This is a genomic window from Flectobacillus sp. BAB-3569, assembly GCF_002270355.1.
Taxonomy (GTDB): domain Bacteria; phylum Bacteroidota; class Bacteroidia; order Cytophagales; family Spirosomataceae; genus Flectobacillus; species Flectobacillus roseus.
This window is the reverse complement of sequence record NZ_NJFZ01000033.1, coordinates 53,546-66,438: the sequence shown is the minus strand read 5'-3', so window position 1 is coordinate 66,438 and position 12,893 is coordinate 53,546. Positions and strand designations below refer to the sequence as shown.

At 40.0% G+C, this 12,893-nt stretch carries 7 protein-coding genes; all 7 read left to right on the top strand.

All coding sequences use genetic code 11. The features are described 5' to 3' along the window. The first annotated feature begins 5 nt into the window (after positions 1-5). The 7 genes from BWI92_RS23460 to BWI92_RS23430 all read left to right on the top strand — a co-directional run bounded on the left by BWI92_RS23460 (position 6) and on the right by BWI92_RS23430 (position 12,570). Positions 6-476 (top strand): hypothetical protein, encoded by a 471-nt coding sequence (locus BWI92_RS23460; RefSeq protein ID WP_141234897.1) that lies wholly within the window; start codon positions 6-8, stop codon positions 474-476. Positions 477-686: 210 nt separating this feature from the next. Further along, positions 687-2,267, top strand: coding sequence for a glycoside hydrolase family 32 protein (locus BWI92_RS23455; protein ID WP_095167424.1), 1,581 nt, complete (start codon positions 687-689; stop codon positions 2,265-2,267). Positions 2,268-2,390: 123 nt separating this feature from the next. After that, the gene (locus BWI92_RS23450; RefSeq protein ID WP_095167421.1) at positions 2,391-5,099 is read left to right on the top strand and encodes a substrate-binding domain-containing protein; all 2,709 of its coding nucleotides are present in this window, start codon (positions 2,391-2,393) and stop codon (positions 5,097-5,099) included. Between the two features lie 180 nt (positions 5,100-5,279). Next, positions 5,280-6,608 (top strand): sugar porter family MFS transporter, encoded by a 1,329-nt coding sequence (locus BWI92_RS23445; RefSeq protein WP_095167419.1) that lies wholly within the window; start codon positions 5,280-5,282, stop codon positions 6,606-6,608. A gap of 12 nt (positions 6,609-6,620) precedes the next feature. Continuing rightward, positions 6,621-7,532, top strand: a complete 912-nt coding sequence (locus BWI92_RS23440) for a carbohydrate kinase (RefSeq protein ID WP_229363504.1) — start codon at positions 6,621-6,623, stop codon at positions 7,530-7,532. Positions 7,533-7,631: 99 nt separating this feature from the next. After that, positions 7,632-10,778, top strand: a complete 3,147-nt coding sequence (locus BWI92_RS23435) for a TonB-dependent receptor (protein ID WP_095167417.1) — start codon at positions 7,632-7,634, stop codon at positions 10,776-10,778. A gap of 85 nt (positions 10,779-10,863) precedes the next feature. Next, positions 10,864-12,570, top strand: coding sequence for a RagB/SusD family nutrient uptake outer membrane protein (locus BWI92_RS23430; RefSeq protein ID WP_095167415.1), 1,707 nt, complete (start codon positions 10,864-10,866; stop codon positions 12,568-12,570). Positions 12,571-12,893 lie beyond the last annotated feature (323 nt).

The window sequence follows — 12,893 nt, the reverse complement described above, 5'->3', positions numbered from 1 at the left end:
CAATTATGGCAAGCCTTTTTTCAAAACTTAATTACAAAGGTCAGAATACGGTTTTGGTGCTCAGCGCACCTGAATCCTTTGAGCAGGCATTGGATGAAATTATTGGACAAGCTCAAATCATAACCGCTGTTGAAGATACCGAAGTCATCGATTTTGTCCTCAGTTTTGTAATGACTTTACAAGAAATTGAAGAAAGCATCAATGCCATAGCTCCTAAGTTGGGTAAAGATGCTGTCGTTTGGTTTTGCTATCCCAAGGGAACATCTAAGAAATATCGCTGTGAATTCAATCGAGATACTGGCTGGGCTGCTGTTGCAGCACATAACCTCGAAACTGTTCGTATGGTAGCCATTGATGAAGATTGGAGTGCATTACGATTTAGAGATGTAGCTTTTGTCAAAAAATTACTCGTCGAGAAAGTTTCGCTCTTACTGATGAAGCTAAAAACCGCACAACTCAAAAAGGTGTTTAGTTGACTTGGAGACCCAGATCTGTAACGATTTTGATAGTCATGTAACATTTTTGATATTTCCACTTCTACACGAAATACTAATCAACTATATATCAGATAATTACAAAAATGTAACATTTTTAAAGGTATCTGTACATTTTACAAAAGAAGGATAAAAAAGGTCATAGTAGTTTTGGATAATCAAACATTCAAATTCCATATTTCTAACAAAACTATGTCTGCAAAAGCTATCGTCACATATTTATCATTAGGCATACTTCCAATTTTGTCAGCCGAGGCGCAGCAAGCTGTTCCTGATGCCAAATATGATGAGCCTCATCGTCTTCAATACCATTTTTCACCACCCAAAGGTTGGATGAACGACCCCAACGGTATGGTTTATTATCAAGGCGAATATCATTTGTTTTATCAGCACTATCCTGATAAAAATGTATGGGGACCTATGCACTGGGGGCATGCCATCAGTAAAAATCTGACTCATTGGAAAAATCTTCCTATTGGTTTATATCCCGATTCTTTGGGTTATATATTTTCAGGAAGTGCGATAGTGGACTGGAAAAATACGAGTGGTTTGGGTAAAAACAACAAGCCTCCGTTGGTTGCGATGTTTACCTACCATAATATGGCTGGTGAAAAAGCAGGCGCCATAGATTTTCAAACACAAGGAATAGCCTACAGCAACGATAACGGACGTACTTGGATAAAATATGCTCAAAATCCAGTCATCAAAAACCCTGGAATTCGTGATTTTAGAGACCCAAAAGTAACTTGGGACGAGCAACATCAGCAATGGTTGGTAACATTGGCTGTACAAGACCACGCTGAGATATGGACATCAAAAAACTTAAAAGACTGGAAATTGGCTTGTAGCTTTGGCAAAGAATGGGGCAATCATGGTGGTGTGTGGGAATGCCCAGACTTTTTCCAATTGCCAACTCCTGAAGGTAAAAAATGGGTGCTTATCATCAATATCAACCCTGGCGCTCCAAACGGCGGTTCGGGCACACAGTATTTTTTAGGAGATTTTGACGGGAAAAACTTTATTCTTGATGATTCTATTAAACCTTATATTCAAAATAATCAAGGTTTGTGGATGGACTATGGTCGTGACAACTACGCAGGTGTAACTTGGTCGGATGTACCACAAAAAGATGGTCGTAGAATATTGATTGGCTGGATGAGCAACTGGCAATATGCCCAAAATGTGCCAACAGAAGCTTGGCGTAGTGCGGCTACACTCCCACGTGTATTGTCATTACAAAAAACTACCCAAGGATACCGCTTAATTTCTGAGCCTGTCAAGGAATTACAAGCCTTGAGAGTTCCTCAAAAAAGCTTTGTTTTATCACAAGCAAAAACATTAACCTCCGAATCGTGGACACCAAAGTTGGGTTTCAAACCGACTTTATCAGAACTAGAAATAGAATTTGAAAAACCTCGTTCTGGAAAAGTGTCATTAGTTTTTTCAAACACCAAAGGAGAAAAATATAGCATAGGATACGATAGTGAGTCTAATCAATTTTTCAGCGATAGAAGCCAAGCTGGTGACCATAGTTTTTCGAAAGAATTTTTTGAGAAAATAGATATTGCTCCTCGTTTTACCGAAAACAAAATGGTTAAACTACATTTGTTTGTTGACGTGGCTTCGGCCGAACTATTTGCAGACAATGGCAAAACTGTCATGACTGATATTTTCTTCCCAAGCGAAAACTTTAACCAATTTAGTATTCAATCCACCGAAGCAGGAGTAAAAGTAAAAACTTTGAAAATCTGGGCTTTGAAAAAAACTTGGTAACTTAAATATCTGAACTAAAGCTCCAAGCATCTCAACCTGACCCTTTCTCAAAAAGATAAGCTGTGTTTTTCCAAACATTGTTTATCTTTTTGTCATTTAGGGATAACGCATTTCTTCATCAATATGAAAAAATATACTTCTTCCCATTGCTGGCTTTTTGTCCTGATTCTCTTGATTTGTAGTGCCTGCCAATCGAACGAGAAACAGCATTTTCGTATCGGTTTTTCACAATGTGGAATGGACGACCGTTGGCGTCAAGAAATGGTCGAAGGCATGAACAGAGAACTCAGTTTTTACCCTGAGCTGAGTATGATTTTGAAAGACTCCAAATGGAATAACCAAACACAATACGCTCAAATTGAAGAGCTTATCAACCTCCCTGTGGATTTACTCATTGTATCGCCCAACGATAGTAAGTTTCTAGAGCCTGCTATTTCCAAAGCTTATCAAAAAGGAATCCCCGTGCTGGTAGTCGATCGTCACGTTTTTTCGAACCAATATACGGCCTTTGTCGGGGCAAATAACTTTGTGGTAGGCCAGCATGCAGGCGAATATGCCAATATTCTCCTCAACGGGCATGGACGAGTAATAGAAATCGGATTTGGCCCAAGAACAACTCCTGCCATTGGACGTCATGATGGTTTTTATTCAGTGATTCAAAAATATCCTCGTATTCAATATGTTGATTATTTGAATAAAGATTGGGCTGATAAGGATTTGAAAGAAGCGCTGACCCAAAAACTCAAATCCAATCCCAATTTGACCGATTTAATTTTTGCTCATAACGACCGATGTGCTCTAATCGCCTATCATGTTTGTAAAGAATTAGGTATAGAAAAAAAGGTGAAATTCATTGGTGTAGATGGTTTGGTTGGTGATAATCTAGGGTTAGATTTGGTAAAAAAAGGTATCATCAATGCCACCATTCTGTACCCTACAGGTGGCGAAGAATCTATCCGTGTTGCAGCCAAAATATTACGCAAACAAGCTTTTGAAAAAGAAAATCAGCTTTTTACAAGCGTTATCGATGGCCAAAATGTGAATATCATGTTGGCGCAACTCAACAAGTTAAAGGAGCAACACGCTGATATTGAGCGACAAGCTACTCGAATCAACGATTTGACCAAGATATTTTCTTCCCAACAAGCAGTTTTGTATCTATCCTTTTTCTTCTTGATTTTACTATTGCTACTGGGAGCTGTGCTGTTTTACCTTTTCAGAGACCGTCAGGAATCCAATGTTCGCTTGTCAGAGCAAAATGAGGCTATTTTGAATCAAAAAAATGAAATAGAACGTATTTCGCTATTGGCCAAACAAGCTACTGAAGATAAACTTCGTTTTTACTCCTATATCTCTCACGAGTTTCGAACGCCTCTGAGTCTTATTTTGACACCAACGCAAGATATTCTTCACCGAAAAACCTTGGATGTCAAAGAAACTAGACAAGCTTTTTTATTGATTCAGAAAAATGCTAATCGCCTTTTGAGGTTGGTCGATCAGTTGCTAGAATTAAGAAAAGTAGATTCTGGAAAAATGGAATTGAATCGTCAACAACATGATTTAGTGAGTTTTATCAAAGATATCGTCAACGATTTTCAGGTAAAAGCTAAAAGTCAACAAATTGATTTACAGTTTATTTGTCCATTCAAAACCTTGCCTTTTTCGTTTGATGCCGAAAAGTTGGATAAAGTCTTTTTCAATATCATATCCAATGCTTTCAAATACACGCCCGATGGTGGTGCTATCCACATTTCGTTATTAAAAAATGTGGAAAAGTTAGAAATTCTGATTGCTGACAATGGTATCGGGATGACCCAAGAAGAAAAAGAAAGAGCTTTTGATTTGTTTTATCGAGGCAATCAAAATATTTCGCTGGGAACAGGTTTGGGCTTGGCACTTTCTAGGGAATTTTTGACCTTACACCAAGGTGAAATCGAGGTAGAATCTCAGAAAGGCAAAGGGACAACCTTCAAAATAACTTTACCAATACTCGTTTCGGAAGACACCGAAGGCATTTCTCAGATGCCTCATTATACCAAAGAAGATATCGAACCTACGGTAGTGGCGGATACGCCCGCCGCAGAGCACCATGAAAATACGCTTGTTTTGATTGAAGACAACCCCGATTTACGACTTTTCTTGAAACAAAAATTACAACAATTCTATAATGTCGTAAGTGTAGAAACTGCCGAAGCAGGTTGGACAGAAATACTGAGCAATATCCCCGATTTGATTATTAGCGATGTGATGCTGCCAGGCATGGATGGATTTTCATTGACACAAAAAATCAAAAATGATTTTCGTTCTTCGCATATTCCTGTGATTTTGTTGACAGCCAAAGGCCAAACCGAGAACCAAATCGAAGGAACTCGTGCAGGTGCAGATGCTTATATTCCAAAACCTTTTAATCAACAACTTTTGGAAGAAAAAATCAAAGGCCTCCTCGACAATCGTGACAGAATGCGTAGAAGATTTTCGGGAGAAATTACCAACCCTAGCCAAATCCAAAAAGGTGAACGAAAATTCTTAGTAGAGTTTGAATTATTACTAGAAAAACACCTCACAGAAAGCACCCTATCGGTCGAAAAACTCAGTCGAGAATTGGGAATGTCGAGGGTACAACTCTTTAGAAAAATTTCTGCTTTGACCAACAAAAATGTAACAGATTATATTGCCGACTTTAAACTCCTAAAAGCAAAAGCACTACTCAAAGAATCAGATAAAACCATCTCTGAAATCGCCTACGAACTTGGATTTAACAACCCTAGTTACTTCACGACTTTCTTCAAGCAAAAGACCCAGCAAACGCCATCAGAATGGCGAAATAGTTGATGTAACATTATTTGAATCTATGCAACATAAGCAATAAATTTATTTTTAAAAAATAATATAAATATCTAATTATCAATACATTACACCAATGTATCAATTATAAAACTCTTTGAAAGAAAACTGACAATAAAGGCCTATAGTTTAGTCTAATTTTGGTTCATCAAAATTCAACAGTCTATCATGAATCAGAATTTAAAACTAGTATTATGGTCGTTGTCTGCTGCGTTAGGAGGCTTCCTATTTGGCTTCGACACTGCAGTTATTTCGGGCGTAGAACAAACCCTCCAACACCTCTGGAACCTCAATGTATTTGAGCATGGACTTACGGTTTCGATTGCTTTAATAGGAACCGTATTGGGTTCATTGTTGGGGGGTATTCCTGCACAACAATACGGTCGTCGTTTTACCTTATTATTAATCGCTATTTTTTACTTGGTTGCCGCTTTAGGTACTGCTTTTGCGCCCAATTGGAGTATCTTCTTGTTGTTTAGATTTTTAGGCGGGCTGGGCGTAGGGATTTCTTCGGTGGTAGCCCCTATGTATATTTCCGAAATTGCACCTCCTAGCAAAAGAGGTCGATTGGTTGCCATGTTTCAGTTCAATGTGGTACTGGGCATCCTAATGGCGTATTTATCCAACTTTCTTTTATCCGAAGTATTTACAGAAGCTTGGCGCTGGATGCTCGGTATTCAAGCTTTACCTTCTATCTTATTCATCGTTACGGTTCTACTCATTCCTGAAAGTCCACGGTGGTTGGTATTGGTAAAAAAGGATTTTCAAACAGCCAAAACGATTCTTGAAACAATCGATGCACAAAATGCAGATAAAATTTTAGCCCAAATTCAAGAAAATGCTCAATCACAAGGCAAAAGCAAATTCAGCCTACTTTGGCAACCTGCTTATCGTCGTCCGCTGACCTTGTCGGTACTATTTGCGGTGTTTAATCAAGTTTCTGGCATTAATGCTATTATTTATTTTGCTCCCCGCATTTTCGAAATGTCGGGACTGGGCAAAGACTCCTCTCTCCTATCATCGGCAGGAATAGGCTTAGTCAACTTGCTTTCAACGCTTTTAGGCATTGCCATAATCGATAAATTCGGACGCCGAGCGCTTATGCGTTGGGGTTCCATTGGCTTGGTAGTAGCCTTAGTATTGGTGGCACAGTCTTTCTATTTGGGAGGCAATAGCCTTTGGGTTCCTTTTTACCTCTTCTTATTTATTGGATTCTTTGGCTTTTCGCAAGGCGCTGTGATTTGGGTATTCATTGCCGAAATATTTCCCAACGAGGTTCGAGCGTATGGACAAGCCATTGGGAGTTTCACCCACTGGATACTGGCAGCCATCATCACCTTTACCTTTCCCTATTTGGCCGAAACCCTCGGCGGAGGCATCACCTTTAGCTTTTTTGCTCTGATGATGGTACTTCAAGGATTTTTTGCTTGGAAAATCATGCCTGAAACCAAAGGAACGAGTCTCGAAAATTCTGAAATAATCGTTTTAGCTCATTAAACCCTATTTCAAATGAAACAATTTGTATGCTTTGGCGAGATGCTTTGGGATATGCTTCCGAGTGGAAAAATCCCTGGTGGTGCTCCTATGAATGTAGCTATTCACCTCAAACATTTTGGTCATCAGGTATCTATTATCAGTCGTATCGGGAGCGATGACCTAGGCAAAGAGTTAATCGAATTTGTCAAAAGTAAAGAACTTAACTGTCAACTCATTCAACAAGGGAATACCCATTTGACAGGTGTTGTAAAAGTCAATATGGATGACAAAAGCAATGTGACTTACAAAATCGTCAAACCTGTGGCATGGGACTACATCCAGTCTGAACCACTTGCCTTAGACACTGTTGTTCAAGCTGATTGTTTGGTATTTGGAAGTTTATCTGCCCGCTCACCTCAGAGTTTTGAAACCCTAAAAGAGCTTTTACAAGTAGCCAAATTCAAAGTACTAGATGTGAATCTCCGACCGCCGTATTATGATACCACTACGCTTTCGTATCTGATGACACAAGCTGATATGGTCAAGCTCAATCATCATGAGTTAGCCGAAATCTGCTCTTGGTTTTTTGTAGAAAATACTATTGAAGAACAAATTTCAAGGTTAGCGACACATTTTCAACTCAAGACAATATGTGTCACACTGGGTGCCGACGGTGCAGTGCTTTATCATCAAGGTTTGTATTATCGAAGCGAAGGTTTTCCTGTAGAGGTATGTGATACCATCGGTAGTGGCGATTCATTTTTGGCGAGTTTTCTTTCTAGTTTTTTACAAAATGACAACTACGAATATGCCCTACAAAAAGCCTGTGCAGTGGGAGCTTTGGTAGCTACGCATCACGGTGCTACGCCATTTATTTCTGAAGAAAGTATTGAAAAATGTTTAACGAAAAAGGCGCAAACCAATAAAATAAATGTGACTATGTGATAGAGGACTAATGTATCTCTTCGACATAGAAACACTCGATGACTTTGTGCCTTTGCCACTTTGTCCCTCAAAAATCTTTAACTAATAAATCCTAAAATAATGAGAAAAAATTTATTACTCTTTTTCCTCTTGTCGATGTTGGGACTTTCCCAGCAATCGCTTGCACAACAGCGCAGTATTTCTGGTAAAGTCATTGCTGCCGACACCAAAGAAGCGCTCATTGGAGCCAATATCCAAATCACAGGCACTACTAAAGGAGCCTCTACCAATGCAGAGGGCTATTTTACGTTGACGGTTCCTGAAACAGCCAAAAGTTTGACGGTTTCTTATGTTGGTTATACCGCACAAACAGTTACTATTGGCACACAAAGCAGTTTGGTTATTGCCCTTGAATCTAGCAATCAGCTCAACGAAGTTGTTGTGGTAGGTTATACATCTTCACGCAAGCAGGACCTCACAGGCTCGGTTGCAGTGGTAGATATGAAACCGCTCAAAAATATTAGTTCTGGTAACCCAATGCAAGCTTTGCAAGGCCGTGTGGCTGGTTTGTATATCGAAAAAGATGGCTCGCCTAATGGCTCAAACAGCCGTATTTTGATTCGTGGTGCTAATACCTTGGGCAATAATGACCCATTGTACATCATCGACGGTATTCCGACAACACGTCCAGAAGTTTTTCAGAATATTAGCCCAACCAATATCGAATCGGTACAGGTATTGAAGGATGCTTCGGCTGAATCTATCTATGGTGCTCGTGCGTCCAACGGGGTAATTATCGTAACGACAAAAAATGGTGGAGATACCAATGGAAAAGTAGAGTTTCAGTTCAACAGCAGTGTTTCTTTCCAGTCAGAAAAAGCAATGCGCTTCAAAATGCTCAATGCCGTTGACCGCGGTAGAGCCCTTTGGCAAGCATCCATCAACGATGGACAAGATCCTGCTTCGGGATATGGTGAGATTTATAATTTTGATTGGAACAAAAACTTTAGCAATCCTATACTCAATAGCGTTACGCCAAAACCTTTCGTGGGCGGCGACCCAAACACACCTGTTGGCGATACAGATTGGCAGTCGGTGATGTACAAAATGGGCGTAGTAACTCGCAACGACTTTACCATTTCGACAGGTAATAAAACGTCATCGTTGGAGGTAAACTTTGGTCAGTTAAAAAACACTGGTATGCTTCGTTTTACCAATTATGACCGTTTGAGCGGAAGTATCAACGCCATGACTCGTGCCTTCAACGATAAAGTTCGTATTGGCTTAAACCTTCGCGTGGCTAATTCTAACGAGACCCTAACGGCTACTGACTTGGGTGGTGCAACTACTACAGGTTTGGCTGTGAGTTTGGTACCAACTATTCCTGTGTACCAAAAAGACGGTGTGACGTATGCAGGTGCTTCAGGTGGTGGTTATTCTGACCGTAACAACCCACTCCACATGCAGGATATTGCGAAATGGAACAATGCTAATCGCTTGAGTACTTTCGGTAATATCTTTATTGAAGTACAACCTATCAAAAACTTGTTCTTCAAAACCAATTTAGGAGCAGATAACGCTAGTTACCAAAACAAGATTATTACGCCAACATTCTCAGAAGGAGCTTTTAACCGTACTACAAATAGTTTGACCTTTGACCAAAACCAATATTTGAGTTTAACTTGGTCAAATACCCTTCGCTATAACTGGGATTTGAATGACAAACATCAATTCAAATTCTTATTAGGTACAGAATATATCAAAACAACACTCAATACGCAATTCTTGAAAAAAGAAGGATATGCCTTACAAAACGAAGACTATTTTACCTTAAGTGCTGGTACTGGTAACACAACACTTACGGGTAACGTAACAGGTAATATCCTTTTCTCACAATTCGGTCGTGTAGATTATACTTACAGCGATAAATATTTGGCAGCATTGACAGTTCGTCGTGACGGTTCATCAAGATTTGGTACTGACAACCGCTATGGTATTTTCCCTGCGGCATCATTGGGTTGGAAATTGGATAAAGAAGATTTCTTGAAAAATAATAATACTGTTTCTGAACTAAAACTTCGTGCAGGCATTGGTCGTGTAGGTAATCAACAAATTGGAGATATTGCTCGTTTTGGTTTGTTTGACACTCGCTATGGTACTACGCAAGCCCAATTGGTAGGTGGTTTCTGGGAGCAATACATGAACATTGGAACGGCGTACTCTTTGTCTGGAGCTAATACAGGTACTTTGCCATCGGGCTTTGTACAAACACAAGCAGCCAACGCAGGTTTGAAGTGGGAAACTACAGACGAAGTAAACGCAGGTGTCGACTTTGCCTTTTTAAACAATAAATTCTTTGGTTCAATCGACTACTTTACTCGTCAAACTACAGGTATTTTAATTACTCCTCCAGTAGCAGCAACGCTTGGTGAAGGTCAAACCAAAGCAGTAAACGGTGCTTCTAAATCAAACAAGGGTTGGGAATTGGTATTGGGTTATCATGGTGAAGTAAACAACGGTTTGAAGTATAATGTATCAGCCAACTTTGCTCATTTTAGAGATAAAATCACTGAATTACCTGAAGAAGTTCGCCCAGCCTATCCCGGTAACTTAGTAAGCACTATTATCGGACATTCACAATTTGATATTTTTGGATACAAAACTGCGGGTTTATTCCAGTCGCAAGCTGAGGTAGATGCTGCGCCACAGCAAGTAGGTGCTGCCCCAGGACGTATTCGCTATGTAGATATTAATAATGATGGTAAAATCGACGACCTTGACCGCACTTGGATTGGTACTACTTTGCCAGCATTGGAATACGGTATTCGTTTTGACATGACTTACAAAAACTTTGACCTGTCCTTGTTTGGTTCGGGTATAGCGGGACGTACAGGTTTTGATGTGTACACGACTTATAACAATCTCATGCGTAGCCGTGAAAACGTAGGCCCTGGTGTATTCGATGCTTGGACACCTCAAAACACCAATACAACAGTGCCAGCGCTTACCTTGAAGGACAACAACAACGAGACTCGTACTTCGGACTATTTTATGGTAAATACTTCGTACTTCAAAATGCGTAATGTTCAAGTGGGTTATACGCTTACACCAAAAGCTGTTTTCTCAAAGCTACGTGTGTACGTAATGGGCGAAAACTTATTCTGGTTCAAAAGCAAAAGCTACCAAGGTCCAGACCCTGAGCGTATCGACATCAACCCTGTACCCATTCCACAAACATTCACATTCGGTGTAAATGCATCGTTTTAGTTTTCAGCCATAGGCATTCAGCCATGAGCTTATGAATTAAATAGCTGATAGCTCAAGACTGATAGCCCATCCCCCTACAAAACTCATGAAAAGAAAAATATTTTCCCTCTTATTTGTCACTGGCTTACTTACCATGAACTCGTGTAAAGATGCCCTTGATTATACACCAAAAGGTGTGCTGTCCTCATCTGATTTAACATCTCCTACAGCTGTGGAAGGCTTAGTAACCGCCGCTTATGCCGCTATCGGCAATGGCGACATGATTGGACCGATTTATAGTAACTGGGTCTACGGAAGTGTACGCTCCGATGATGCCTACAAAGGCGGTGGCGGTACAGGTGACGTTGGCGAAATCGATGCCATTGAGCATTATAATCTCGTTACGCCTTCTATCAATGCTTTTGTAACTCGTACTTGGCAAAATCTATTTAAGTCGATTTCAAGATGTAATGTGGCATTGCGTGCGGTAAACTCACTTAGCGAAGCTAGCTATCCTAACAAAAAGACTCGCTTGGCCGAACTTCGTTTCTTACGTGCACATAGCTATTTTACAATGAAGCTTTTGTATAAAAATATTCCCATTTTTGACGAAAATGCTTCAGCAGAAGAAATCTTAAAGGTTTCAAATAACCTAAGTAATGAGGAATCATGGAATAAAATTGCGGCAGATTTTCAGTTTGCCATTGATAACCTTCCAAGCTCTCAGCCAGAATTGGGTCGTGCCAATAAAGTGGCGGCTCAGGCCTATTTGGCAAAATTGCGTTTGTACCAAGCTTATGAACAAAATGAAAATCACCAAGTTGTAAACATCAATAAAACTCGTTTGCAAGAAGTGGTTACTTTAACACAAGCAGTAATTTCTTCAGGTAAATACAGTTTGAATAAAGATATTGCTGATAACTTTTTGGCAGAAACCGAAAATGGTTCTGAATCGATTTTTGCTATTCAGTTTACGATAAATGACGGTACGACTTCTGGACGCTTGAATTTTGAAGATGGGTTAAATTATCCTCACGGAGCACCTCAGTATGGCTGTTGCGGATTCCATGCGCCAAGTCAAAACTTGGTAAATGCCCATGCCACAGACGAAAATGGTTTGCCAAAGTTTGATACTTTCAACGATTCGAATATTGACTTGACCACCGCTACAGTCGACCCTCGTCTTGACCACACCGTAGGTATCGATGGTCACCCGTACAAATACGATAACACCAAGCCATTTAGTAATAGTTGGGTGCGTGATGCAGGGGTTTACGGAAATTTTCACTCGATGCGTGCTCAACAGTTGGCAAGTAGTTCCTCGTATTTCAAACTTGGGCCATTTATGGGAACTGCTAAAAACTACGATATTTTGCGCTACGACGATATTTTGTTAATGCAAGCAGAAGCCTATATCGAATTGGGACAACAAGCAAGCGCATTGCCTCTTATCAATATAGTAAGAAAACGTGCCGCAGAAAGTACTGGTAGACTGAAAAAGGCTGATGGAACTTTTGCTTCGAAGTATTTGGTAAAAGAATACACCACCACAGGCTGGACACAAGCTTATGCACGCAAAGCTTTACAGTGGGAACGTCGTATGGAGTTTGCTACTGAAGGTCCTCGCTTCTTTGACTTAGTTCGTTGGGGTATTGCCGAACCTACGTTGAATGCCTATATCAATAAGGAAAAAACCAGACGTACCTTCTTGAATACTGCCAAATTTACCGCAGGTCGTGATGAGTACTTACCTATTCCACAAGCAGAAATTACCTTTACCAATGGGCTATACAAACAAAACCCTGGTTACTAAAGGTATTGAGTGAATTGGTGGTTGAGAAAATGTGTGATTTATCTGATTATAGGACAAAATGAGTAAGGGACATTCAGATGTTTGGACTTCACCACTGAATTTTATGAAAACAGTTTTAAACTGTTTAAAAGGTGAGTCCAAGACTAAGTCTTGAACTAGGAACGACTAGAAACTTCAATTTTGTCCAGTAAAGAGAAAATTCATATAAATTGGGAAAAATGGAGACTTTAGGGGGAGCGAGGGTTTTAAGCATTGGTTTGGCCACCTCCTTCTACTGTTCTTTTGTCTGATATTTCCCACAAAAAAGCCCTCAAGAAATATCT

What these genes read in the sequence shown, in the direction of transcription:
- BWI92_RS23445 (WP_095167419.1), top strand. Translation starts at nt 5,280, where the DNA reads ATGAATCAGAATTTAAAACTAGTATTATGGTCGTTGTCTGCTGCGTTA.
- BWI92_RS23450 (WP_095167421.1), top strand. Translation starts at nt 2,391, where the DNA reads ATGAAAAAATATACTTCTTCCCATTGCTGGCTTTTTGTCCTGATTCTC.
- BWI92_RS23435 (WP_095167417.1), top strand. Translation starts at nt 7,632, where the DNA reads ATGAGAAAAAATTTATTACTCTTTTTCCTCTTGTCGATGTTGGGACTT.
- BWI92_RS23455 (WP_095167424.1), top strand. Translation starts at nt 687, where the DNA reads ATGTCTGCAAAAGCTATCGTCACATATTTATCATTAGGCATACTTCCA.
- BWI92_RS23430 (WP_095167415.1), top strand. Translation starts at nt 10,864, where the DNA reads ATGAAAAGAAAAATATTTTCCCTCTTATTTGTCACTGGCTTACTTACC.
- BWI92_RS23460 (WP_141234897.1), top strand. Translation starts at nt 6, where the DNA reads ATGGCAAGCCTTTTTTCAAAACTTAATTACAAAGGTCAGAATACGGTT.
- BWI92_RS23440 (WP_229363504.1), top strand. Translation starts at nt 6,621, where the DNA reads ATGAAACAATTTGTATGCTTTGGCGAGATGCTTTGGGATATGCTTCCG.